The organism is Bacillus mesophilus (assembly GCF_011008845.1).
Lineage (GTDB): Bacteria > Bacillota > Bacilli > Bacillales > SA4 > Bacillus_BS > Bacillus_BS mesophilus.
The window spans coordinates 116,064-140,073 of the sequence record NZ_JAAIWM010000002.1; the positions used below are offsets into that span (position 1 = coordinate 116,064).

Sequence of the window (24,010 nt, forward strand, 5' to 3'; positions counted from 1 at the left end):
CTTAACGCTGTTTTTTTATTTGCTATATATTTGAGTATTAATACCCCGTTCCTGTAACCAGTGATAAGTTGGCCCTTTTATCACAAGGGGAGCCTCTTTCAATAAAGAAAAATTCTTCTTTCCTAGAGCAGTCATGATGAATCTAATATCATCATGTAGGTTCCTAATTTCCTCTATAACTGACTCTGTTCCATTTTCTAAAAGGAACTTTAAAAGGTAACCTGCCATTCCCACACAGCTAGCACCTAGCCTCATAGACTTAACAATATCCAATCCCGACATGATTCCACCAGATGCGATAATAGTTTGAGCTGGTGAATGCGAGGCAACCTCTATTAAAGAGGATACAGTCGGTATTCCCCATTCATTAAAGAAATCGACGGTCCGATTTCTTCTCATATTTTCGATTTTGGAGAAATTCGTACCACCATAACCACCAATATCGACTATGTTGACACCAATTTCTTTAAGTGTTTTTGCTGTTTCATGGCTCATTCCATAGCCAACTTCTTTTACAATAATTGGCACGGTTACACCCTTTACAATTTTTTCAATTCGTTTAAGGGCATTTGTAAAGTCCCTATCACCCTCAGGCATAACCAATTCCTGAACGACATTTAAGTGAATCTGTAGAGCATTTGCATCCAGCATCTCAATGGCTTGAAGTGCTTGATCTACAGTTGCCTCACTACCTAAATTGGCAAAGATGATCCCCTTTGGATTTTCAGCTCTTACAATCTTATAAGTTGACTGCTCCGACTTATCTCTAATGGCAGACATTTGGGAACCCACTGCCAGTGCGACATTACATTCTTTCGCAACTATTGCGAGCCCCTGGTTAATTTTCAACGTCTGTTCACCACCACCACCAGTCATCGCATTGATAAGAATAGGCGAACTTAAGGAAAGTTCGCCTAACATACAATCGTATTCAATATCGTCAACTGATAAATCGGGTAAGCTCTGATGGACAAATTGGACATCCTCAAATCCATGAGCACGGACTTGACCTACTTCAACAGCATGTTTTATATGATCAATTTTGCGTTGTGCTCTACTCACCGCTTATCACCATTACTTTAATTTCTTAAGTTGATCCCCAATCATATCGCCCAAGCTAAAACCAGAAGATTCTTCTTTTTGTTGATATTCACGATAGTCAACCTTATCTTCATCCTCTAGAAGCTCTCTGATACTTAAGGAAATTCTTTGATCAGCAACGTTAATATCAAGTACTTTAACCTTAACCTGTTGCCCTACTTCTAACTCTTCACTTGGTGTGCCAATGTGCTTATTTGAGATCTGTGAAATATGAACAAGACCCTCAACTCCAGGGAATAATTCAACGAATGCACCAAATGCTACAAGTCTTCTTACAGTTCCTTCAACAACTGATCCAACCTGAAGCTTATCTGACAGCTCTTCCCATGGTCCAGCAAGGGTATCTTTAATTGATAATGAGATTCTTCCGTTATCAACATCCACGCCTAATACCTTTACCTTAACCTGTTGTCCTTCTTCAACAACTTCAGATGGTTTACTTACATGTTCATGTGAAAGTTGAGAGATGTGTACTAATCCGTCAATTCCACCAATATCAACAAATGCACCGAAATCTGTTAGTCGTTGAACAGTTCCATCTAGGACCTGCCCTACTTTTAATGAAGAAATCGTTTCTTTCTTTTTAGACTTCTGCTCTGCTTCAACTACAGCACGATGTGATAGAATCACACGATTTTTTTCTTTATCAAGCTCTACTACCTTAAGAGAAAGCTCTTTTCCTTTGTAATCTGAAAAGTCTTCAACAAAGTGAGCTTCAACTAAAGAAGCAGGAATAAATCCTCTAACACCTAGGTCAACCACTAGTCCACCCTTCACAACATCCTTAACTTCAGCTGTGAAAACTTCACCAGATTCGAACTTTGCTTCTAGGTTCCCCCAAGCATTATCAGCATCTACTGCTTTTTTAGATAAAATAACTGCATCATCTTCTAATTTAGTTACTTTTAGTTCTAGTGTCTGCCCAACAGACACCACTTCGCTCGCTTGTTCAACATGTAAACTAGATAGTTCACTAATTGGTACAATCCCCTCTGACTTATAACCAATGTTAACTAGAACTTGCTTTTCTTCAACCTTTGTTACTTGACCTGTAACAACACTACCTACCTCTAGATTTGTTTGCTCCAACACTTCCTGATTCATTTCTTCCATTTTTCAAGCGCCTCCTTGTTCAACCCAACCTTCAAAAAACTTTGAGTTGTAGCTATATAATTTTTAATATGTAGTGACTTAAAAAAAACTCTTTTTTCTAACTTCTAATAAATACTAATTTTTGTCAAGTGATATGAATTAGCTATTTATATTTTTCCATAAGCTCACCGATTGTATCCATGATTAAGTCAGTTGCTTCTTCGGCAGATCCTTTTCGTTCCTTTAGTTCACTTAAATCTACCGGCTTACCAAATACTACCTTAAGCGATTTAAAAGGTTTGTATGGTCCTATTATAGCACAAGGTACCACATTAGCTTCGGTTCGGAGTGCAAAAAAACCAGCACCTGCGAGTCCTTTACCTAATTCACCAGTTTTACTCCTTGTTCCTTCAGGAAATAAACCAAGGACTTTTCCATCCTTTAATAATTGAAGTCCTGTTCGAAGAGCCTGCTTATCACTCATCCCTCTTCTTACTGGGAAGGCTTGTATGCTTGGAAGGAGACTTTTTAATATAGGCAATCTAAATAGCTCTTCTTTCGCCATAAAATGAATGGGCCTTGGGGAAGAAATTCCTACCACTGGAGGATCTAGGTTATCTATATGGTTGGAACAAAGCAGCACTCCACCAGTTTTCGGCACATTCTCTTCGCCAATAACTTCAATTCTATATAATGGTTTCAAAATCACTGTACATAATTGTTTTCCAAGATTATATAGATTCATGTCCATCAAATCCTTTCATGAACAATTGTCATGATTTTATCAACTACCTGTGAGATGGATAAAGAGGTTGTATCAATCTCAATTGCATCATGAGCTTTGATTAATGGCGAAACCTCTCTCTCTGAATCAAGTTTATCACGCTGTGCAATTTCTATCATTAGTTGTTGTAAATTTGACTCTATTCCCTTTTTTATGTTTTCATCAAACCTTCTTTTAGCACGTTCTTCAACAGAAGCTAATAAGAAGATTTTCACTTCAGCATGTGGTAACACTTGTGTTCCGATATCTCTACCGTCCATTACCACTCCACCATTTTGAGCCATATCTTTCTGTCTCTGAACCATTTCCTCTCTAACTAGGCGGTGTGCTGCAACATGTGAAACATTATTCGTAACTACGTTAGACCGAATTTCATCTGTAACATTTGTTCCGTCTAAAAACACTAACTGTCCCTCATTAGATGGCTTTAATTCTATTGTTGTCTTTTCTAAAATGGTAGATAAACTCTCCTCATTCTGAACGTCAATTTCCTGCTGTAATGCTTTATATGTAAGAGAGCGATACATGGCACCTGTATCAATGTAGATATACGTTAGTTGTTCTGCAATTTGCTTGGCTACAGTGCTTTTACCTGCTGCCGCTGGTCCATCGATGGCTATAGATATTTTAGTATTCATTGTTCCTCCTGAAAACGTATGTTCATGATCTTAATTTCTCGTTAAAAGAAAAAAAGCAGGTTCTACCTGCTGCTAGTTTATAATTAATACAGATAGCTACTCTTAGTTTATCATAGCTTATATTACTGGTCGAATGTTTCAACTACTTTACTATAGGAATCTTTAGTAACACCTTCGTATTCAATTACCTTCGATAAATAGGGAGAAAGCTGATGATTTGTCATAATGAATTGGGCAATCACCAAACAGATAATTTGTATGACCACTAGTTTCACAATAATCCTCTCAACATGCTTCATGACTTCGCCTCCCTTTTTTAATACTAGTGTGAGAGGGAAATCATTATTTTATACTAGTTAATCCCTTTTCTCTTGAAATTTATTTGTGTCTCAAATGAAAAACGAATTAATAGCTGACGGTCACTATTACTAATATCGACAAACTCAATCGGCATTTTGTCACGTTCTTCATTTCGACCTGGGATTATTCGGATGGCTTTAGACTTTAGTACTAAATAATGATAATCTCCTGATTGCATTGGTAGCGTGACCCAGCAATTAAAAATAGTTCCAGGCTTGATTTTACCATTGGGGGGTAAGATTAATGCTGCTCCCCCAGCACTTATATCACTTGTTATGGTAACAAACGGAGTAAATTCACCTTTAATGGGATGCGCTGCTATGTCGACAGACGTATCCACTCTGACAAATTGACGACGCTGAATGCGCACTAATTGCTCTTCTCCAGGATAAGAGAGAACAATCATTGGGATATCATTTTTAACCCGTGCCTTTACTTCAGTTTCAAACAAATAGACAGTATTATCTTTTCCTACAAATGACCCTTTTAATTGATGCCCCTCTAATAAAAAGGCCGTTTTACCTGTATCCATACTTACTGGATAATCAATGTAAATAAGCTCACCTTTTTTCTCAACAAGCTTACATCTATATTTTTCATTTTCAATTGAGTTTTTCGGCTCTAATATGATCGTATCTCCGATGTTAATCATGAAATCCCTCACTTATTCTTCCAAATCCTACTTCTATTATCTCATGGAATAAAAAAAAGGAAAAGCTCTATTAGCCTTTTCCTTTTGTAAAACCCTAGACTTCGTTTTGGTAAATCGATTCTGCATTATCTAGCTTTTCAACCTTTTCTTCAAAACCAGTTTCAGCATTTATTAGAATCCGATACGTATCATTCTTAATGGTACCTAAAAACTCATAACAAAGTACTTCTTCATCTAAGTCATTTAAGATGACAGCCATACGATCTTCCATTACTTCAACACCTGGATTAAGCTTCCCTTTTGCTTCCTCTAGGGATAGGGTAGCCTCAGGAAGATCGCGTTCGTGATGAGCTAATAGGTATGCTCTTGCAGTGAATCCTACTACTTTCCCATCATCTAAAGCAACCTTAATGGTAATAGCGTCTGGCAAAATTCTAACCTCATCTTTTACCGAAACAAAGGTAAAGACTCCGATGTTGTCATATTGTGCACTTTCATACATCTCTAAATCTTCAAAATTGTGGTCTTTTAAATATGCCACTGCATTTTCCATTGCCTTGTTTAAACTGATGTTTCGCTCTTTTACATCTCTACTACGAAGTACCCAAATTGGATATCCACCTTTTTTCGTAATATCCATATAAATATCTGTTTCAGCTTTAGGATCTTCGATTTCAAGACTGTAGAAACCGTAATTGGCACCCTCACCATTTTCACTGATACGGATTTCCTCTTGACCTTCAAGCCCTAGAAAATCCTTGGCAACCTTTTTCGCTTCCTCTTCACTTATTTCTTTTCCAGTTAAATATTGAAAGCCCTTTTTCGCATCTGTTTTCATACTAGTAAAAGTTGGACCGAAATCTGCTTCTGAATAGGCTTCAACATTTTTTTCAACCGTTTCAAAACCATCGATTATGGTATTATCCTGTTGATTATCTGTTGCTAGCGCCAGTTGCACATCCATCCAGCGTAAGTTATTTTCTAGTACTAAATGTTGTACCTTTCGAAGTTCTTCTTGAATTTCACCGGATTTTTCATAAAGAGATTCTAACGTCTTATATTCGTCTTCTGATAATGGTTCACTATCTAAATCACGTACTGCGGTACGATAGCTAAATTCTCCGACATTAGCTAGAAACTCCTCTGTCTTGTTAAATGGTAACAACGTTAACGGTAGTTGACCAACATCTGAATGAGCATCCGATGTTATTTTCCAAACCTCAGCCAAAGATGGTGATAGCTGATTTCTTGAATTCATCGCTAAAGTTGATCCAATTTTATCGTTCAATAAATCAATCTGATAGGTTAAATCATGAAATGCACGTTGATAATTATTTTCCGCATGAATAAGAATAGCATTTTTTTCAATATGTTCTTGATACCCCCAGTAGGCTGTACCTGTAATGGCTACTGCGAGAACTCCAATTAATATTCCTCTTAACATTATTTCACCCCTCTACTTACAGAAGATGTGTTTCCCAATTCGTTTAATTTGTGGTCTCCCCCAAATCCAGCCACTTGTCGCTGTATCAGGGTTAAAGTAGTACATTGCTTCACCAGTTGGATCAAAACCATTTATGGCATCTAATACAGCTTTCTTCGCTTGTTCATTAGGTGTTAACCAAATTTGACCGTCGGCAACTGCTGTAAATGCACGAGGTTCAAAAATTACACCCGAAACTGTATTTGGAAAAGTTGGACTGTTAACGCGATTGAGGATTACCGCAGCTACCGCTACTTGCCCAATATAAGGCTCACCTCTTGCCTCTCCATAAACAGCGTTTGCCATTAATTGAATGTCATTTTGAGAAAAGCCATTTGGCATGTTAACTGCAGTTTCTTTAGGTGCTGGCTGCTCTGCCTGCTCCTCCTGAGGTGCCGCTTGTTCTTCAGGCTGTTCTGCCTGTTGATTTCCCTGCTGCTCTGCAGGTGGTTGGGCTTGTTGATTCCCCTGTTGTTCTGCAGGCGGTTGTGCCTGTTGATTACCTTGTTGTTCTGCTGGTTGTTGCGCCTGTTGATTTCCTTGTTGTTCTGCTGGTTGTTGTGCTTGTTGATTTCCCTGCTGTTTTGCAGGCTGTTGTGCTTTTTGATTTCCCTGCTGTTTTGCAGGCTGTTGCGCTTTTTGATTTCCCTGCTGTTTTGCAGGCTGTTGTGCTTGTTGATTTCCTTTTTGTACGTTTTGCTTATGAGCATTTAATTGTGTTGCTCGTTTTTGTTCTGCCGCCTTCTTGGCTTGTTCAATTACTTGAGGACTAGGAGCAGATTGTTTGGCTAATGGCATTCCACCATAGTGTGTAAAACGATTGCCTTGCTCAATTTGTTTGTAAACAAACGCTTTATAATACTTGGTTGCTCTTGTAAGCATATCCTTAGTTTTTTGACCTACAAAGCCATCAACCTCTTCTAAGCCGAATTCCTTTTGGAAATTTCGAACTGACCAATAAGTTGACCATCCAAATACTCCATTGATTGGACCGTGATAAAATCCGTTATATTGTAAACGGGCTTGCAATTCAATAACGTCGTCTCCGGTAGCTCCTCGTTGGATAATTTGATCGCTAAAAGCGTAGCTATGTTGGGCTGGTGCTATTGAAACAACAAAACTAATACAAATCATGATGCAAAGAGGAATTCTCCAGATTGATTGGTGCCTCATCTTTTAACCTCCTTAACCAATTTCTTAGGTGTCTATGATGTATTTTCTGTATTGACGAAAATTTTATACAAGAAATTGGATGATAAAGAATAAAGTAGCCATTTTCCCATATTACAAGGCTATTGAACACTGCAAATTTGAAAGGGTTATTGGGAGGATTCAAAACCTTTACCTTATAATTTTGTTTTTCCACTGTGTTCGTTTCATTGCGCTCCAAACACTTGCTTTCCGCGGGGAGGAAGTCGAGCCTCCTCACTAGAAAAGTGGAAGTGCCCCGATAAGCCCCGACAAGCAAATGTTCCTTCTAGAAAAAAAGGTGGTTTTCCCTTTTATTCTAGAAGGGTTATTTGACCTCGAGGGGCTGGGCACTGCAACTAGACAAGCTTCGCCTGCGGGGTCTCGACCTTTCCTCTATCTCCCGCAGGAGTCAAGTGTTTTCCGCTGCATTTCACTTTTGTATAAACTACATTCATTTTTACGATAAGGACTCTCTAAAAGATTGTTTTTTTTTGTATGTCAAAAATTACATAATGTTTATAAAACTGATTGATTGGAACGGAAGGTGCGAGAAATAAGGACCCTCTACTAAAGGCCGCCACGTCCTGTGGCGAACGTAGAGGTCAGCACATCCTATCAAGCGCTGGAGTAGCGTCACATAGGGACAAAGGAAATCACTTTGTCCTTGGTGAGACATCGCAGGCGCATACCGAGGAGGCTCACCGCACGCCCCGCGGAAAGCGAAGCATCCTGGAGTGGAAATCAATCACCCATTATTGCAACAATCCCAAGAAGAAGCACAAAAAAAACAACTGTCTATTGCGACAGTTGTTTTACTGATGTATGTTGAAGCACCCTTGCAAGTTTGACTTTTCTTAACCCTAACCACCATAGAAAGATCATAAATGGGATGATAAACACGACCCATTCTTCAATGGAGTAAATGATAAAGTTATATAGTCCATGTAATATAAACGGAATCATAAGTGACCATAAAAGAAATCTCTTTTTAACGCTACCAAATGTGAATTTAGATTTCCCTAGATAATATCCCATTATGACTCCAAATAGGGCATGACTTGAAACAGGCAAAAGAGCTCTTCCCATTGCAATATCTACACCATGTGCAAATAAATAGATAATGTTTTCAGCTGTAGCAAATCCAAGTGAAACAGATGCTCCATACACAATCCCATCATAAATTTCATCAAACTCAACATGTTTATAGGCAATAAAAAATAAGATGAACCACTTAAAAAATTCTTCTAGTAAACCAGCTGCTAAAAAGGACTGCATGAGTGGTGAATGAATCACCTGTTCCTCTGTTAACACATATTGAATAAACATGATTGGAAAAACTAATATAGCGCCGAATATGAAGGTACGAACTACCATAGAAACTGGTTCAGAGTCGTATTGATCTTTTAGATAAAAATAACTGAGCAAGGCAACACCAGGTGCTATACCAGCTGTAATAATCCCCAGCATATTGTGTTCCTCATTTCCATCAGAATTTAAGATTATATTTTAATACCAACCGAATTTTTTTGTTTTTTGTACCTAGCTAATTTCACTATCTTATCGTAACATGATAGAGTCTAATTTAGAATGAACATTTTTATTTTATTGGAGGAGTTATGAAGAATATTTTAATACTACATACTGGTGGTACAATTGCCATGAAAGAAGATAAAACTAGTGGCTCAGTTGGACAAGTTGGAAATCATCCTCTTCATGATTCGCTAGCCTCTCTTCATGAATTTGGTAACATAAAGATGGAGGATGTATTTAATCTTCCCTCGCCTCATATTACCTCTAAGGAGATGCTGATCTTAAGGGACCGAATTGATCGGGCAGCTAATCAAGAGGATATTGACGGGGTAGTCCTTACTCACGGAACGGATACTTTAGAAGAAACAGCTTATTTTTTAGATTTAACACTCTCTACCAATATTCCAGTTGTTCTTACTGGAGCGATGCGCTCGAGTAATGAAGTAGGATCAGATGGCCCCTATAATCTTCTCTCTTCATTAAAAGTCGCTGCAAGTGACGAAGCAAATGGTAAAGGGGTGCTCGTTGTTCTAAATGATGAGGTTCATACTGCTAAAAATGTAACTAAAACACACACAAGTAATATCGCAACCTTTCAAAGTCCTCAATATGGGCCAGTTGGAATCGTTACAAAACGTGGCGTATCCTTTCATCATGTTCCAATCAACCGTGAGCAGTTTAATATTAACGAGATTTCTAAGAAGGTTACACTTTTAAAGGCTTATGCTGGAATGGACTCATCCTTACTAAATGTCCTTAAGGACATGGATATTGACGGTGTTATAATTGAGGCACTTGGACAAGGAAACTTACCACCTGCAACACTTTCAGGGGTAAAAGCACTGTTAAAAAAGCAAATTCCGATTGTTCTTGTCTCCCGCTGCTTTAACGGGATTGTCCAAGATACATACAGCTATGAGGGCGGAGGACGTCAACTCAAGGAACTAGGAGTCATCTTTTCAAATGGTCTAAGTGGTCAAAAGGCACGAATTAAGTTAATGATTGCCCTTAATCAAACGCAAGAGTATAAAGAGCTACAAGAGATTTTCTTTATATAGACAAATAAGTTGGAGCTTGACTACGATAAACTAAGAAACAACTCAAACAAAAAATTTTAAACAAAGAATCCCTTAACTTTTTTTAGTTAAGGGATTTGTTTTTTATAGACTTAGCGATTAGTCCTCCATGAAAGCGGCCATTTTCGATAAATATTTCATTAGCATTGTTTCCAGCCGCAATAACACCCGCTATAAATATACCGTTTATATTGGTCTCCATTGTCTCTGAATTATATTGTGGACGGCCTGATTCTGAATCAATCATAATCCCCATTTTCCTAAGAAATGTATGATCTGGGTGATAACCTGTCATAGCGAACACAAAATCATTTTTTATTGTATACTTCTTGCCTTCTTGCTCATACATAACAGAATCATTTGTGATCTCTATGACAGATGCATTAAAATGCATCACGATTTTACCATGTTTCACTAATGACTCAAACTCTGGAAGAATCCATGGCTTTATACTTGGTGAGTAATCAGAGCCTCGATATATCACAGTTACTCGTGCACCGACCTTCTCAAACTCTAGAGCAGCATCAATCGCTGAATTTTTCCCACCAATTACTGTTACGTCTTTATTGAAATAAGGATGCGCTTCTTTAAAGTAATGAAACACCTTACCTAAGTTCTCACCAGGTATATTTAAATAGTTTGGATGATCATAATATCCGGTTGCAATAACGATGTATTTTGCTTGATAGCTTTTATGTTCCCCGGCCTTGGTAGTAGATCTTACTGAAAATTGACCCTCATTTTCTTTTTGGATGCTGTTAACTTCCTCGTAGGTATTAATTCGAAGTTCCTTTTTCAAAACAACTCTTCTATAATATGCCAATGCTTGACTTCTGACTGGTTTTCGATTTTCTGTAATGAAGGGAACTTCGCCAATCTCAAGTTTCTCACTTGTACTAAAGAAGGTTTGGTGAGTAGGATAATGGTAAATAGCGTTAACAATATTACCTTTTTCTATTATTAATGGATTGTAACCTTGCTCTTTCAAAGCAATCGCCGCAGATAGCCCACATGGACCACCTCCAACTATAATTACATCTTCTTGTATAATCATAAAAATCCCCCTTAGGTATTCAAGGGTGGCACAGAACCAACATCATAGCAACCCTAAGTATATGGACGCAAATTGCCTGAGAAGTAGTATTATGCGTCAAATAGGCGAAATTAGTTCTGATGAACCAAGAAAAATCCCCATATCATTAAGTATGATAGGGGATTTTCGGTATAGATGCAATGAATTAGATCCAACCTCTGAATCTAGATGCTTCAGCCATTTTTCGAACACCAACCATATAAGCTGCCAGACGCATATCTACTCGGCGAGATTGCGCCGTATCATAAATATTATTAAATGACTTTACCATTACTTTTTCAAGCTTTTCTTCTACTTCTTCTTCTGTCCAATAATAGCCTTGATTGTTTTGTACCCACTCAAAATAAGAAACGGTTACTCCACCAGCACTTGCTAGTACATCAGGTACAAGGAGAATACCGCGATCGGTTAAAATCTTTGTTCCTTCAAGTGTTGTTGGACCATTTGCTGCTTCCACAACAATGCTTGCTCGGATATTATGGGCATTTTCTTCGGTAATTTGATTTTCTATTGCTGCCGGAACTAAAATGTCACAATCGAGTTCAAGTAACTCTTTATTAGAAATCGTGTTATTAAATAACTTTGTAACTGTTCCAAAGCTGTCTCTGCGGTCTAATAAGTAGTCAATATCTAGTCCTTTAGGATCATGAAGTCCACCATATGCATCAGAGATTCCAATCACCTTTGCACCCGCATCATGCATAAACTTAGCTAAAAAGCTTCCTGCATTACCAAAGCCTTGAACCACTACTCTTGCACCTTCAAGTTGAATACCACGCTTTTGTGCAGCCTCTCTTATACAAATCGTTACACCCTTAGCGGTTGCCGATTCACGTCCATGAGAACCACCTAAAACTAATGGTTTACCAGTGATAAATCCAGGAGAATTAAATTCATCAATTCGGCTATATTCATCCATCATCCAAGCCATAATTTGAGAATTAGTAAATACATCCGGTGCTGGAATGTCCTTTGTTGGTCCAACGATTTGACTGATGGCACGAACATAACCACGACTTAGACGTTCTAACTCTCTAAAGGACATTTCTCGTGGATCACAAACAATTCCACCTTTACCTCCACCATAAGGTAAATCGACAATTCCACATTTTAAGCTCATCCAAATAGATAAAGCTTTCACTTCTTTTTCAGTAACGTTTGGATGGAAGCGAATGCCTCCCTTTGTTGGTCCAACCGCATCGTTATGTTGTGCTCGGTACCCTGTAAAAATTTTAACAGATCCATCATCCATACGTACGGGGATTTTAACTGTCATTAGTCGAATTGGTTCCTTCAGAAGCTCATATACCTCTTCTGGATATCCTAGTTTATCTAACGCATTATGTATAACAGTTTGAGTAGATTTTAAGACATCTAATTTATCATCACTTTCAGAGTGTCCTGTGTTCTTATCGGCTACCATCTATAAACCTCCCAAAAATTTTACCTTAAATATTGTCTCCATTCGGTAATTAGTATACACCTTCATTTAGGTTATGCAAATAAGAAAAATAACATTTTGTTGTTTAACATAAGTTTTTTTGTAAACGATTTCATTATATATGTGTCAAAACATTTCTAATATAAATATTATCCATGATCACCAAGGTTCCGGCTTCCTAAAAATGAAGAGCCGGTATAGGAAAATTCCTATACTGGCTTCTATCTTAAAAATATTTATTTATTTGTGTAAGCGCCTGTTCTTTCATTAATTCTTTTCCATATTCGTTCACTCTATACGTTGTTACTGTCGCAGGGTTTCCAAATTCCGCAAGCAATGCAATCATATTATCTACATTTTTATCTCCAAATTCATTATCCTCAAATAATAGATAATATTTTTGTTGATAGGAATATAAAGATCCACCTGTTATGTCTAAAGCAAACATTCTTTTTGCTAATGAAAGGACATCTTCAAACGTATTAAACTCATAAAATATGTCATAGCTTTCATCTAGTGTTACTTGCATCTCAATATACTCATCCAAGAATTCATCAGAATCCTCGTAATCAGCAGTTTCCTTTGTCACAATGACTACCATTCCTTGTGCTTGTAAAGAAAAGACCTCTACGGCAATAGGACCATCAGCTTCAAAACCAAGCTCTAAACTTGCCTCATCCATCATATCACGAAAAAGCTGCTGTACCTTTGGAGCGTCATGCCATAAGTCTTCCTTTGTTAGGCCGCGTTCAAGGAGGTCATCAAATGTGAGAAATACCTTTATTTTGTTATAGGTTAAACGTTCTAAGCGCATTTATGGTAACCTCCTTACCATCACTCCCACATCCTCACTAATACTATATGATTAGATAGCAAGATGGTTCATCACATTTTCACTCCAGTTTACACCCAAGCCTCAAGTAAAGACAAGCAATTTACTTAAGCCGAGCATCTAACCAAGAGTCCCACTCCTCTCTCGTACTTCCGAGAAGATGCGCTGCATATTGTTCTCTTTTTTCAGATTCTAAGAAAGAAACTGCATGGCCCCCTAGTCCGATCTCTATATCTTTATAATCGGCTTTTAACCGATCCACTAAACTTAGAGTTTCAACCAGGTTATAAATCATCGTACAGGATAAGAATAAAAATTTCGGCTTTATTTGTTCAATAACAACATCAAAGTCATCATTTTCAATGCTTGACCCTAAATAAATAACTTCAAAGCCTTGTTTCCGTATATATAGAGTGAAAATTAGGAGACCTAGCTCATGCGACTCATTGGGACCACATACCGCAAGCACCTTTGGTAAATATGAGTTTGTAGGTAGGGTATACATAATATGCCCAATTCTTGAACGAAGGAATGATGAGGTAAAATGTTCATGGGCACTTGTGATTTTACCTTTTTCCCATAATTCACCCACCTGTACAAGCACAGTCCCTAAAATATCAATCGCTACTTTATCAATTGAATATAAACTAAAAGCATGATTCAAATATTCGTGAGCCTGGTTTTCATTAAACTGAAGTAGACTATTAACTAGCTTTTCAGCAAGCTCACGATCTTGCCCTCCTTCAGCCAACGGTTGGCTGCCTGTGTCATTAACTAAACCACTATTTTCTAACAAGTTTATCGCCTGGCTAATAGTGAAGCCTTTATTTACTTTTTGAATTAACCACTTCAAAATCTTTACATGTTCCTCTGTATAAAGGCGATGTCCTGCTTCATTACGAACGGGTGCAATAATTCGATATCTTCTCTCCCAAGCTCTTAGAGTACCTGCCTGTACGCCAAGCATTTGGGAGACTGCTTTTATATTATATTTCCCTTCAGGTAAAACCATCTAACATCCTCCATATGACTTTATATCCATTAGAATTATAGCCAACATTACCACTTGTTTAAACTTTGTACAATCACTTTGTACAAGTTTTGTTGCAGGATTTAGCTATTCTTATTTGAGATCATAAGAAGATGTGTTTCAGCTGAAGCTCCCATTCGCAATGGAATAAAGGTTGTACCATAACCATTACTGACAAAAATTTTTATATTTTTAGTGCTTTTCAGTCCACCTTTACTATGCATACCCCATTTACCTAGTCTAATCTGTCCTCCGTGAGTATGACCACTTATGATGAGTTGAATTTGATGATCTTCTTTAACTTCATGAATGATATCTGGATTATGACTTACTAGGATCTTGAAGCTGTTAGGCTCCGAATCCATCAAAGCTAGATCAAGGCGGGACCTTTTTGTACCATAGTCATCAACACCAAGAAGACTCAATTTTTCTCCCTTTGCGGATTCAAATGATACTGCTGTATTATCTAAAATTTTCACCCCGTTGCTAAGTAGCAGGGAGTCAAGTTCATGGTAATCTACTTCATAGTCATTGTTTCCCCAAACAAAATAAGTAGGACCAAGTTCTCTTAACACCCTAATATTTTCCTCTACCCTTGAAAAAGGCACACCTTTTTCAGTTAAATCTCCTCCAATAATAACGAGATCTACCTTTCCTTTTAAGGAAGATAACATATTTTTGGAGATGGTCCTTCTATGTATATCTGAAATAAAATAAATAGCTACACGACCTAATGATTCAGGGAACTCATCGAAAGTAAGTGAAACAGAATGTATTACATTCAAATGAGCCTCCCTATACATATAAACTAATAATAAAACTAATAGTAGGACGCTAACTACTAAGAAGAATAAAAACAAGCCCTACAACTCCATTCTTTGTACATATGGTATATACCGATTTAATTTTAATGAAATCATACCATACATGCACGAAAAAAATAAAAATCCAAGGCCAACTATTGGATTCAGTATAAACACGAATATAAAGCTAAAGATCACGAAGTAAGAGCTAAGAATTTGAAAAGGAAAGATTCTTACTCTTTTAAAATATGCATACGTTAATTCTATACTATCCCTCAGCAGCTTTGCATTTGCGAGAAATCCTATAAAAAAGAAAAACATTCCAATTAAAAATGAGAAAGGGTCTAGAATGATAGTAGAAAGAAATTGTCCGAAGTCACCAGACTGTAAGGATGGTATAGAGCTAGCAGAAACCAATCCCCCGATGATTCCTATAAACAAACAAAAGAATGTAGCTAACATATAAAAACCCCCTTACCTTACGTGTATGAGGTTAAGAGGGTGTTCATGATTTTCAATTTTATTAATCTTCGGTAATATCCAACACTCTAAAGCCTACACTTTCGAGTTTTTTCACAAATTTGTCGATGTTATCATTTTTCTCAACCTTCATGACGATTCTTCTTACCAACTTATCTGTTTCGTCAAAGGTTGATAAAGAAATAATGTTTTCATGGTAAACCTTTGCAATTTCAGCTAAACGTGCAATTCTTCCTTCCGTTTCAACTGAAGAAAAAGCAATTCTTACACCTTTACGATGCATACCGAATGCGCTTTGGAATTGCTCTAACACATCATAGCGTGTCACAACTCCTAAATATTTTAGGTCTTCATCAACCACCGCAATAATTGGCATATCTTTTAATAAGACTAATGTCTTTTCAAAAATCTCTTCGCCTTGTAAATAAAAATCCTTGCGAGTTGCAATCTCTCCTGCTGTAGTATTAGCTAAATAGGTTTCCTTGTCCTGTGGTGCTTCAAAAAAGCACTCATAAACATGGTACCTTGTTACCATCCCAACGTATTTTCCGTCTTTAAGAACAGGAACTCCATCAATGGAGAAATCCTCGAGTTTTTTTAACGTCTCTTTAAGTGAAGCGTTATAGTCAACCGTAAAACTTTTTTCCTTCGCAATCATAATGCTTTTAACAAACATGTCCAAAGACACCCCTTTACTATACCAGTCTATATCCCTGTAATAATTTCCCCGTAACCTTCATTCCTTTTTTTACGATAATGTTTATTCCCTCCAATTATATTCAACATAGTTACAAAAAAACCCTTTCCATAAAAGACATTTTTCTAAAAAATTAATCATAGCTTTTTATGAAGAATGATTTTTTTACTTAAAATTCATCAAGAACTAACACGATGAGATAGGAGGGTGTCTTGTGTACACGTTAAGAAAAAATTATTATCCATATGCCAGTCCTTTTGATCCATGTCCACCCATTCCCGTAAAGTCTTATCCAACTCCACCGAATTTATATCTCGGTTTTCAGCCTTATGGACTTCCACAGTTTTCTCCAAAAGAAGCCTTATGTAGTGGGACCTTATGGCCCGTTTTTTACGATCCTTACTATAATCCATATGAAAAGCCATTAAGGGAGGAGAGGTAAATGAAGCAACTCCCACCTGAATATTATGCTTTATTAGAGGAACTACAAGCTGTTGATTTTGTTCTCGTTGAATTAACACTCTATTTAGACACACATCCACATGATTATGATGCAATTCAGCAATATAATCAGTTCGCTCAGCAGAGAGGATTGTTAAAAAAGCAAATTGAATCAAAATTTGGACCTTTACAGCAATATGGAAACAGCTATTCGGGATATCCCTGGAACTGGGATGACGCACCATGGCCATGGCAGGTTTAAACATATATAGGAGGGATTAACCTACATGTGGATTTATGAGAAGAAGCTGCAGTACCCGGTTAAAGTCAGTACTTGTAATCCGACCCTTGCAAAGTTTTTAATTGAGCAATATGGAGGAGCTGACGGAGAGTTAGCAGCTGCACTTCGATATCTCAATCAAAGATATACGATTCCCGATAAGGTGATTGGGTTACTAACAGATATTGGTACAGAGGAATTTGCCCATCTAGAAATGATTGCGACCATGATCTACAAATTAACAAAGGATGCCACGCCTGAACAAATGAAGGCAGCAGGCTTAGCACCGCATTATGTAAATCATGATAGTGCTTTGTTTTATCATAATGCTGCAGGTAACCCTTTTACTGCTGAATATATTCAAGCAAAAGGTGATCCTATTGCTGATCTATACGAGGATATTGCTGCAGAAGAAAAAGCCCGAGCTACTTATCAATGGATTATCAACATGAGTGATGATCCGGACTTAAACGATTCATTACGTTTCCTTCGTGAACGTGAGATTGTACATTCTCAGCGTTTTAGAGAAGCTGTTGAAATATTAAAAGACGAACGTGATAAAAAACAGTTCTTTTAACCTGGTAGCTGAATTGATTCTTCAATTCAGCTATTTATTTTCATGATATAAATTAATATCCTTTTCTTCCTTCATTTTAGCAAATACTTCATTTCTTTTCTCCCAATCGAATGGGTATCTCCATTGAATAGGACTCTTCTGTACTATTTCTTTTCTAAGATCTTGAAATTCTTTCTCATGCTTATCTTTCTTTTTTTTAAGATAGGAGCCTAGTCCACCAAGAAAAATTAAAGCACCGATGAGTACGTATAGAAAAAGATTTGATACAATCATCGCAAACATTTGATCTGCATTGGAGCCATAAGGTTCCAATATAAAATTATTTATATAAAAAAACATCAGTAAAAAGCACAGTAATGAACACCACGTACAAATAATTAGTTTCTTTTTATAAGAATCAAATTTAACTTTATGCTTATAAACGTTCTGTAGCATAACTTTGGTGGGCTCGTCTGTATGACTACCAAACTCTTCAATGAATTTTTCCAATTCACTCTCTCCTTTTTGTAATACTTGTCTTATGTATATTCAACAAGAATGTAACTTAGAAGGAAGTATGCTTAGTTGGATTGTAGTTTTATATATTTTTTTAAAGAGGAATCCTGAATGAGATAAACGGCTACCAAGAAACCAAGGAGATCTTCGTTCCAGAACACTCGCTTTCCGCGGGCGGTTGGTGAGCCTCCTCGTCGCATTCGCTCCTGTGGGGTCTCCCCTAAACCGCTTTTCCCGCAGGAGTCTCTCGTTCTTCCACTACGATCACTGCTAAAAAAATCAATTCAATTATTATACAGATAAATTAAAAAGCAACGTCTCATGACGTTGCTTTAATTTACATTTGAAGCTCAGTTTCTCTAACTGACACTCTGATTTGTGTAATTCTCTTTTCGTCCATTTCCTCAACAGCAAATAGGACATTGTTATATTCTGTAACCGGACGCTCGTCACTGTTTGGAATATAGCCTAGTTCGCCAAGTACAAAACCACTTAGTGTGTCATAATCTTCTATCGGCAGATCCAATTTTAAGGCTTCTGTTACATCATCTAAATGGGTAGTACCATCTATTAAATAAGTGTTTTCATCTATGACTTTTATTTTTTCGGTTTCTAATTCTGGTTCATCATACTCATCGAAGATATTCCCTACAATCTCTTCTAGGACGTCCTCAATCGTAACTAAACCGTCTGTTCCACCATACTCGTCGATTGCAATCGCAAGATGTGTATTATGCTTTTGCATTTCTTTAAATAGCTCATCAATACCTTTAGAATCTGGAACATAATAGGGTTCTCTGATTAACTCTAAAAGATTAAATGCTTGATGATCTTTGTTAGCAAACTGTAAAAGGTCCTTCACATGTAAGATTCCAATGATGTGATCTAGACTGTCTTGGTAAACTGGGAATCTCGTATACCTTTCAAGATTCACTAAATCAATGGTCTCTTTTAGACTAAAATGAGCAGGAATAGCTACTATATTTGTACGGTGAGTCATAATGTCAGATACCTGTTTGTCATCAAATTCAAATATATTATTGATCATTATTTTTTCATTTTCTTGAATAGTTCCCTTTTCTTTCCCTACATCAATCATCATTCTAATTTCTTCTTCTGTTACATTCTCATCGTCAGCGCTTGGATCTACACCAAACAGCCTAACAACACTGTTTGTAGAAAACGTTAATAATTTTACAAACGGAGAAGAAATTTTAGATAAAAGAGTAAGTGGGACTACTGCAAACATAGAGATTGATTCAGCTTTTTGTAGTGCTAACCTCTTAGGAACAAGTTCACCAAAAACTAATGTAAAATAAGAAAGAATTAATGTAATAATAATGACTGAAGCTGCTTCTAAAACACGTGGCGAACCGGGAACTCCTAATACAATTAGCCACTGTGTAAATCTTCCGGCAAAGCTTTCAGCAGCGAATGCACTAGCTAAGAATCCTGCCAGAGTAATTCCAATTTGAATCGTGGCTAAAAATCGACTAGGTTCCGATAATAACTGGTAAAGCATAATCGACTTTCTGTCACCTTTGTCTGCCATCAATTTAACCTTGTTATCATTTAAGGATATTAAGGCAATCTCTGATGCAGCAAAAAAAGCATTTAATACAATAAGTATTAAAAGTATAATAATCTCTATTTCCAATTTAAATAGACCTCCAAAATGGTTACGGTTCAATTTCTTTTCAGTTTCCGACTGACTGATTCTACTATATATAAAAACAGCTAGTCTACTCAAACTCTCTCAGTAGTCAATTCGCTTCATTTTAAGTTAAATTTACTGAATTAATGATATCTGGATATCCGGCTCGTTCATTTTTAAGTTCTAGCAACACCAATCGTGCTTTCTTATAAAAAAACACAAAAAAACACACCTAAAAGCTTTCATTAGATGTGTAAAACTCATATTAGTTGGCCGAGCAATGATTTATTTAGAAGACTTTAGGGGGATCTGCAGAATTTTACCATTCTCAACTTTGTTATCACTCAGCTTATTCCACTCTTTAATCAATTCTTCACCTAAACGGCTTTTATAGTAATACTGAGAGATAGAATACAAAGTCTCCCCTTCTTTTACCTCGTGATAAATGATATTGTAATCCTCTGTTGTTGCTTTTTCTGTAGATGTATCTGTTGTCTCTTCCTCAGCGCTCCCAACATCCTCACGATCAGCCTCTTCTTCACTACCAGTCAGTTCTTTGTTTTCAATCTCGACTTCCCTATTTTCCAGTTTTGTCGCTATAGAAATCTTCTCGCTATGTGAAGGATCATCCTTCGAAAGTTCATTGATTGCAGGTAACTCATTTTGCTGATGAAAGGTATATCCCAATATTGCAATAGGTAATAGGACAAATACAAACGTTAGAAATCGAAGTAGTGGAAATCTAAATTTAAATTTAGGTTTCTTCTCTTTATCCTTTGCTTGGTGTACCTTACTTCGAGGTGGCAGTGAAAGCGCATCTAATGATTTAGATGAGTCCTGTTCTTTTTTATTCATACGTTCTCTCAGATCTTGTGCTTGGTCACGATGATCATTAGAATCAGACATTGTTTCACCCCTCGTTCTCTTTAAGATAATCTATTCTTATCTTAACGCCAAATATAAAATCTATTAAAAAGTGAGCAAAAATCGTTACAAACAGGTTTTCTGTTATTTCGTATAAATATCCTAACAAAAAACTAAGTGAGATGACGATTAGAAATAACACCCATTTCTTTAGGTAACGAACATGTAAAAATGCAAATAACACACTAGCTACAACAAAACCAAAATGAGTTTGGATAACACCTCTAAATAACCATTCCTCTGCAATTGCAATAATCCAGCATAGGACAAAAATATGGAGGTATGACCGCTTTTGAAACACACGGTTGTTGATTCCCCCATCATCGAAATGATGTGCTGGGACTATCTTCATCAACCATAGGTCTATCAGAACAACGCCTATGCCGGCTACTCCACCGTACAATAGAATCTCCAAAATATCTAGCTGCCATATAGACTTAAATTGCTCTAAATCGAAGAGAAAGAAACCAATGACTGATGCTATGGCTAATAAGAACAACTGTGTTATATAGAGATGTGTTAGTACCTCGCGATCGGTCATATGCTCGATCACGTCAGATTGATTTTTCATGTAAACAACACTCACTTTATTAGGATTGATTGAAGTTCTTGTTGCCATCCTTTTAATCCAGTTTCACTTACTAGTTCGTCCTTCTTTTCATACATTTGATAATCCACCTGACATAGATCACAGCACTGCGGAACCTTATTGTTAAGTCTTTCATCAAAAATCCACAGGTACTCTTCTCTTCTACAGTTAGGGGAATGAATCCAACTGTTCATTTCTTTTAGTTTATGTTTTTTATAAATTAACCGATCTTGTATCAACGTGGTTATATTTTTAATAATCATACCCGGCTCTATGTCTTGGATTAAAATGTCTTCCTTCAGAAAACCGCCAAGTTCAAGCTGATATTTTATAAATCTCCACGCTGTTTCATTAAGTGTCGTAAAGGATAGCAGTGAAGATTCATTAATAGGCTTATTTAATGCACAAGTCCCTTTTAGAAGTTCAATAATATGCTTTAGTTCATCCAAAGAAGGGAATTCTTGTTGAATCAGTGCTTCTGGCAATTCTTGGTCAGTTGGGGAATGTAGAAGGATTGCAATGCTATTATTCCCATCTCTACCTGCTCGTCCGATTTCCTGAAGATAAGCCTCAATGGTTGTAGGATGGTGAAAATGGATGACATACCTTACGTTTGGTTTATTAACCCCCATCCCAAAAGCGTTTGTACAGCATATGATTTGTATTTGATCAGATAAAAACTGTTGCTGAATGAGCAATCTTTGTTCGTTATCCATTCCTCCGTGATAAAAGGCAACCCCTTTGATTCCAGCATCCTTAAGGAGGTTTGAAATATTCTCCGCCCACCAACGGCTTGAAAAATAGATCATCCCAGGCCCTTGAAGCTGTTGTACCCATTGTAGGAGCTTTCTTTTCTTATCGTCAATATTTGCAACCTTTTCAACATTTATTGAAATGTTTGGCCGATCGATAGAGTGTAGATGATAAGAAACTTCTTTCAGCTTCAAAATACGTACCATATCATGCAATACATTTTTTGTCGCAGTAGCCGTTAAAGCTAGACACGGAGGATTTCCTAGGTCTTCGATCACTCCACTTAATTTTAGATAATCCGTTCTAAATTCATGTCCCCACTGAGAAATGCAATGAGCCTCATCCACGACAAACAGAGAGATATGAATACTCTGTAGCCTTTTTATAAAGTAGGAATTTTGAAGCATCTCTGGGGAAACGAAGATAAACTTATAAACTGAAAGCCTTTCAATGGTTTTTCTTTTCTCTTCAAAAGATAAAAAGCTGTTAATGGCAACCGCTCTTTTTTCACCGAGCATCTGAAGCTGCTGTATTTGATCTTCCATGAGCGATAACAGAGGTGATACGATCACTACAGCCCCTTCTAATATATATCCTGGTAGTAAGTAGCAGATGGATTTACCTGCACCTGTTGGTAACATTGCTACTACATTTTTTCCGGAAATTACGTCTTCTATTATTTCTTTCTGCCCTTTTCGAAAAGAGCTATATCCGAATGTATCACGTAATACGGCTTGAATTTCCATGAGCACCACCTAGTTTGGCTAACACCAATCGAATTTCAAAGTAACTTGCTTCTATTGGTAACTGTTTCCTGATCAATTTTAACTGGTTTGTTCCTGAGTTCTTTATACACTCTGAAATAATACTGATATCCTTCGGGTTAATAAACGTTGAGATATCAAAAGAGGGATTCGTTAAGGCAATTTCAACTATATGATCTTCAATTGTATTTTTCTTTAATTGACGCATTGCTGCAATCTCTTCAATTGTTCGTCCTTGCTGGAGAAGCTCCATTGTTCTCGATGTAGATTGAGTTAAGGTCGTTGGCTTGTTGCTAACCATTGCAAGCCTGCTTAATAATGGGTATTGATCAGGATACTGTTCTAACCTATCTAACAAATAATGAACTGTAGCTTGAAATGAAATAGAAACTTTTAGCGAATCCGTTTCAAGTAGTTCAGCAATTTGTGTATTCGTGTATCCAATCCGCCTCAAACTTGTTAGCTTATAAACGAATATCGTGGATTGCAATTCATCTAAATTAGATAAAACTGAAAATAACTCGTCATGTAGATCTTTCGCAACAACTTCTCGCAAACCAGGTTGATTTTTTAAGAAGGATTTTACCCACTGCATCGTGTTTTGATCTCGACTTATTGGTATAAAACGAGTTTCATGATGAATAAGATAAGACAAGCACTGAATAGTTAACGACAAGCGTTCCCAAAAAACAGCTGTTATGCTGGAATATGCCCAACCATTCAAGGATTTTGGTATTGAGAAAGAGGAAAGCTGATTTCTTCCAGTATTATTGACAGTATAAGCTCCTTCTCCAACTGAACTGACCATTCCCTTTTCTATTAACTGTTGAACTGATCGCTCCATACCTTCTCTTGTGAGGTCAGGCAAAAGGCCAAACAGAGGTTCAAGCTGAAAAAGCTTGGCATCCTGAATTGTCTGGGAAGAGCGTTTTCCTTTATACAAATGGTAGATCGAATAAACTGTTCGCTCTCCATTAATTTTTTCTAATCCATAAAGGGTCAATAATAAGATATAGTTCATAATCGTATCCTTTTCTTATTCTTCTTTTTATTTTAGCAAATTTTCAAGGAAAATGGGTTAGTTTATATTTTCTAGGAAAGGGTATTAATATATTGTGAAACCTTGTGTGATAAGCATTCTCAATGACTTTCTTGTTGAAAAGTTGGCCAAACAGTTTTACAATATGTATGAGGAATTCGTTTCCACTTTACACTGTTACAGTAATGATGTGGTAAATAGGTGTTATCAC

Annotated in this window: 27 protein-coding genes; 4 read left to right on the plus strand and 23 right to left on the minus strand. The window is 37.0% G+C overall.

All coding sequences use genetic code 11. The features are described from left to right. Positions 1 to 15: 15 nt before the first annotated feature. The 9 genes from fni to prsW form a co-directional block, all read right to left on the minus strand. Entirely contained in the window at positions 16 to 1,062 is a 1,047-nt protein-coding gene (gene fni, locus G4D63_RS05825; protein ID WP_163178701.1) for a type 2 isopentenyl-diphosphate Delta-isomerase, read from the minus strand. 12 nt (positions 1,063 to 1,074) lie between these two features. Then, positions 1,075 to 2,214, minus strand: a complete 1,140-nt coding sequence (gene rpsA / locus G4D63_RS05830) for a 30S ribosomal protein S1 (RefSeq protein WP_163178703.1) — start codon at positions 2,212 to 2,214, stop codon at positions 1,075 to 1,077. Between the two features lie 142 nt (positions 2,215 to 2,356). Continuing rightward, positions 2,357 to 2,938, minus strand: a complete 582-nt coding sequence (locus G4D63_RS05835) for a lysophospholipid acyltransferase family protein (protein ID WP_163178705.1) — start codon at positions 2,936 to 2,938, stop codon at positions 2,357 to 2,359. Between the two features lie 5 nt (positions 2,939 to 2,943). After that, on the minus strand, positions 2,944 to 3,615 hold the full coding sequence (cmk, locus tag G4D63_RS05840) for a (d)CMP kinase (RefSeq protein ID WP_163178707.1): 672 nt from the start codon (positions 3,613 to 3,615) through the stop codon (positions 2,944 to 2,946). Between the two features lie 122 nt (positions 3,616 to 3,737). Further along, complete coding sequence (locus G4D63_RS05845; protein ID WP_163178709.1) at positions 3,738 to 3,914, minus strand: YpfB family protein; 177 nt, start codon at positions 3,912 to 3,914, stop codon at positions 3,738 to 3,740. A 53-nt stretch (positions 3,915 to 3,967) separates the two neighbouring features. Continuing rightward, the gene (locus G4D63_RS05850) at positions 3,968 to 4,627 is read right to left on the minus strand and encodes a flagellar brake protein (RefSeq protein WP_163178711.1); all 660 of its coding nucleotides are present in this window, start codon (positions 4,625 to 4,627) and stop codon (positions 3,968 to 3,970) included. Between the two features lie 94 nt (positions 4,628 to 4,721). Next, complete coding sequence (gene ypeB, locus G4D63_RS05855) at positions 4,722 to 6,071, minus strand: germination protein YpeB (RefSeq protein ID WP_163178713.1); 1,350 nt, start codon at positions 6,069 to 6,071, stop codon at positions 4,722 to 4,724. Between the two features lie 12 nt (positions 6,072 to 6,083). Further along, entirely contained in the window at positions 6,084 to 7,283 is a 1,200-nt protein-coding gene (locus tag G4D63_RS05860; protein WP_239585912.1) for a cell wall hydrolase, read from the minus strand. Between the two features lie 813 nt (positions 7,284 to 8,096). Continuing rightward, positions 8,097 to 8,768 (minus strand): glutamic-type intramembrane protease PrsW, encoded by a 672-nt coding sequence (gene prsW, locus G4D63_RS05865; RefSeq protein WP_163178715.1) that lies wholly within the window; start codon positions 8,766 to 8,768, stop codon positions 8,097 to 8,099. A 149-nt stretch (positions 8,769 to 8,917) separates the two neighbouring features. On the opposite strand from prsW, the gene G4D63_RS05870 reads away from it, so the two are divergent. Beyond that, positions 8,918 to 9,889, plus strand: a complete 972-nt coding sequence (locus G4D63_RS05870; protein WP_163178717.1) for an asparaginase — start codon at positions 8,918 to 8,920, stop codon at positions 9,887 to 9,889. An 82-nt stretch (positions 9,890 to 9,971) separates the two neighbouring features. On the opposite strand, the gene G4D63_RS05875 is transcribed toward G4D63_RS05870, so the two are convergent. The 7 genes from G4D63_RS05875 to G4D63_RS05905 form a co-directional block, all read right to left on the minus strand. Continuing rightward, positions 9,972 to 10,958 (minus strand): YpdA family putative bacillithiol disulfide reductase, encoded by a 987-nt coding sequence (locus tag G4D63_RS05875; protein ID WP_163179445.1) that lies wholly within the window; start codon positions 10,956 to 10,958, stop codon positions 9,972 to 9,974. 187 nt (positions 10,959 to 11,145) lie between these two features. Then, on the minus strand, positions 11,146 to 12,423 hold the full coding sequence (locus tag G4D63_RS05880) for a Glu/Leu/Phe/Val family dehydrogenase (RefSeq protein WP_163178719.1): 1,278 nt from the start codon (positions 12,421 to 12,423) through the stop codon (positions 11,146 to 11,148). Positions 12,424 to 12,667: 244 nt separating this feature from the next. Further along, entirely contained in the window at positions 12,668 to 13,255 is a 588-nt protein-coding gene (locus tag G4D63_RS05885; RefSeq protein ID WP_163178721.1) for a genetic competence negative regulator, read from the minus strand. 121 nt (positions 13,256 to 13,376) lie between these two features. Next, positions 13,377 to 14,285, minus strand: a complete 909-nt coding sequence (locus G4D63_RS05890) for a MerR family transcriptional regulator (RefSeq protein WP_163178723.1) — start codon at positions 14,283 to 14,285, stop codon at positions 13,377 to 13,379. A gap of 101 nt (positions 14,286 to 14,386) precedes the next feature. After that, the gene (locus G4D63_RS05895) at positions 14,387 to 15,088 is read right to left on the minus strand and encodes a metallophosphoesterase (protein WP_239585911.1); all 702 of its coding nucleotides are present in this window, start codon (positions 15,086 to 15,088) and stop codon (positions 14,387 to 14,389) included. 78 nt (positions 15,089 to 15,166) lie between these two features. Beyond that, positions 15,167 to 15,568, minus strand: a complete 402-nt coding sequence (locus G4D63_RS05900) for a hypothetical protein (RefSeq protein WP_163178725.1) — start codon at positions 15,566 to 15,568, stop codon at positions 15,167 to 15,169. Positions 15,569 to 15,629: 61 nt separating this feature from the next. Then, positions 15,630 to 16,262 (minus strand): CBS domain-containing protein, encoded by a 633-nt coding sequence (locus G4D63_RS05905; RefSeq protein ID WP_163178726.1) that lies wholly within the window; start codon positions 16,260 to 16,262, stop codon positions 15,630 to 15,632. A 235-nt stretch (positions 16,263 to 16,497) separates the two neighbouring features. Here G4D63_RS05905 and G4D63_RS05910 point away from each other — a divergent pair, with 235 nt between their 5' ends. Genes G4D63_RS05910 through cotJC form a run of 3 tightly spaced genes read left to right on the plus strand, consistent with a single transcriptional unit; the run spans position 16,498 to position 17,581 of the window. Further along, the gene (locus G4D63_RS05910; protein ID WP_163178727.1) at positions 16,498 to 16,725 is read left to right on the plus strand and encodes a spore coat associated protein CotJA; all 228 of its coding nucleotides are present in this window, start codon (positions 16,498 to 16,500) and stop codon (positions 16,723 to 16,725) included. Further along, the gene (locus G4D63_RS05915) at positions 16,726 to 16,986 is read left to right on the plus strand and encodes a spore coat protein CotJB (protein WP_163178728.1); all 261 of its coding nucleotides are present in this window, start codon (positions 16,726 to 16,728) and stop codon (positions 16,984 to 16,986) included. A gap of 25 nt (positions 16,987 to 17,011) precedes the next feature. Further along, complete coding sequence (gene cotJC / locus G4D63_RS05920; protein ID WP_163178729.1) at positions 17,012 to 17,581, plus strand: spore coat protein CotJC; 570 nt, start codon at positions 17,012 to 17,014, stop codon at positions 17,579 to 17,581. 30 nt (positions 17,582 to 17,611) lie between these two features. Here the strand turns inward: cotJC and G4D63_RS05925 are convergent, their stop codons facing one another. The 7 genes from G4D63_RS05925 to G4D63_RS05950 form a co-directional block, all read right to left on the minus strand. Beyond that, the gene (locus G4D63_RS05925) at positions 17,612 to 18,070 is read right to left on the minus strand and encodes a DUF2663 family protein (RefSeq protein WP_163178730.1); all 459 of its coding nucleotides are present in this window, start codon (positions 18,068 to 18,070) and stop codon (positions 17,612 to 17,614) included. Positions 18,071 to 18,141: 71 nt separating this feature from the next. After that, positions 18,142 to 18,360 (minus strand): hypothetical protein, encoded by a 219-nt coding sequence (locus tag G4D63_RS22260; protein ID WP_338023915.1) that lies wholly within the window; start codon positions 18,358 to 18,360, stop codon positions 18,142 to 18,144. A 53-nt stretch (positions 18,361 to 18,413) separates the two neighbouring features. Continuing rightward, on the minus strand, positions 18,414 to 19,733 hold the full coding sequence (locus G4D63_RS05930) for a hemolysin family protein (RefSeq protein WP_163178731.1): 1,320 nt from the start codon (positions 19,731 to 19,733) through the stop codon (positions 18,414 to 18,416). A gap of 282 nt (positions 19,734 to 20,015) precedes the next feature. After that, entirely contained in the window at positions 20,016 to 20,636 is a 621-nt protein-coding gene (locus tag G4D63_RS05935; RefSeq protein ID WP_163178732.1) for a LysM peptidoglycan-binding domain-containing protein, read from the minus strand. Positions 20,637 to 20,640: 4 nt separating this feature from the next. Further along, positions 20,641 to 21,225, minus strand: coding sequence for a CPBP family intramembrane glutamic endopeptidase (locus G4D63_RS05940; protein WP_163179447.1), 585 nt, complete (start codon positions 21,223 to 21,225; stop codon positions 20,641 to 20,643). A gap of 11 nt (positions 21,226 to 21,236) precedes the next feature. Then, complete coding sequence (locus tag G4D63_RS05945) at positions 21,237 to 22,742, minus strand: RecQ family ATP-dependent DNA helicase (RefSeq protein WP_163178733.1); 1,506 nt, start codon at positions 22,740 to 22,742, stop codon at positions 21,237 to 21,239. Next, positions 22,717 to 23,781 carry a YpbB family protein gene (locus tag G4D63_RS05950; RefSeq protein WP_163178734.1) on the minus strand — a complete coding sequence of 355 codons (1,065 nt, stop codon included), beginning with the start codon at positions 23,779 to 23,781 and terminating at the stop codon, positions 22,717 to 22,719. Before G4D63_RS05950 ends, G4D63_RS05945 begins: the two co-directional genes overlap by 26 nt. Positions 23,782 to 24,010 lie beyond the last annotated feature (229 nt).

Coding starts and splice junctions, on each gene's coding strand:
- rpsA (WP_163178703.1), bottom strand. CDS start 2,214: ATGGAAGAAATGAATCAGGAAGTGTTGGAGCAAACAAATCTAGAGGTA.
- prsW (WP_163178715.1), bottom strand. CDS start 8,768: ATGCTGGGGATTATTACAGCTGGTATAGCACCTGGTGTTGCCTTGCTC.
- G4D63_RS05860 (WP_239585912.1), bottom strand. CDS start 7,283: ATGAGGCACCAATCAATCTGGAGAATTCCTCTTTGCATCATGATTTGT.
- ypeB (WP_163178713.1), bottom strand. CDS start 6,071: ATGTTAAGAGGAATATTAATTGGAGTTCTCGCAGTAGCCATTACAGGT.
- cotJC (WP_163178729.1), top strand. CDS start 17,012: ATGTGGATTTATGAGAAGAAGCTGCAGTACCCGGTTAAAGTCAGTACT.
- G4D63_RS05945 (WP_163178733.1), bottom strand. CDS start 22,742: ATGGAAATTCAAGCCGTATTACGTGATACATTCGGATATAGCTCTTTT.
- G4D63_RS05915 (WP_163178728.1), top strand. CDS start 16,726: ATGAAGCAACTCCCACCTGAATATTATGCTTTATTAGAGGAACTACAA.
- G4D63_RS05850 (WP_163178711.1), bottom strand. CDS start 4,627: ATGATTAACATCGGAGATACGATCATATTAGAGCCGAAAAACTCAATT.
- G4D63_RS05885 (WP_163178721.1), bottom strand. CDS start 13,255: ATGCGCTTAGAACGTTTAACCTATAACAAAATAAAGGTATTTCTCACA.
- G4D63_RS05870 (WP_163178717.1), top strand. CDS start 8,918: ATGAAGAATATTTTAATACTACATACTGGTGGTACAATTGCCATGAAA.
- G4D63_RS05890 (WP_163178723.1), bottom strand. CDS start 14,285: ATGGTTTTACCTGAAGGGAAATATAATATAAAAGCAGTCTCCCAAATG.
- G4D63_RS05935 (WP_163178732.1), bottom strand. CDS start 20,636: ATGTCTGATTCTAATGATCATCGTGACCAAGCACAAGATCTGAGAGAA.
- G4D63_RS05950 (WP_163178734.1), bottom strand. CDS start 23,781: ATGAACTATATCTTATTATTGACCCTTTATGGATTAGAAAAAATTAAT.
- cmk (WP_163178707.1), bottom strand. CDS start 3,615: ATGAATACTAAAATATCTATAGCCATCGATGGACCAGCGGCAGCAGGT.
- G4D63_RS05835 (WP_163178705.1), bottom strand. CDS start 2,938: ATGAATCTATATAATCTTGGAAAACAATTATGTACAGTGATTTTGAAA.
- G4D63_RS05905 (WP_163178726.1), bottom strand. CDS start 16,262: ATGTTTGTTAAAAGCATTATGATTGCGAAGGAAAAAAGTTTTACGGTT.
- G4D63_RS05940 (WP_163179447.1), bottom strand. CDS start 21,225: ATGAAAAATCAATCTGACGTGATCGAGCATATGACCGATCGCGAGGTA.
- G4D63_RS05900 (WP_163178725.1), bottom strand. CDS start 15,568: ATGTTAGCTACATTCTTTTGTTTGTTTATAGGAATCATCGGGGGATTG.
- G4D63_RS05880 (WP_163178719.1), bottom strand. CDS start 12,423: ATGGTAGCCGATAAGAACACAGGACACTCTGAAAGTGATGATAAATTA.
- G4D63_RS05845 (WP_163178709.1), bottom strand. CDS start 3,914: ATGAAGCATGTTGAGAGGATTATTGTGAAACTAGTGGTCATACAAATT.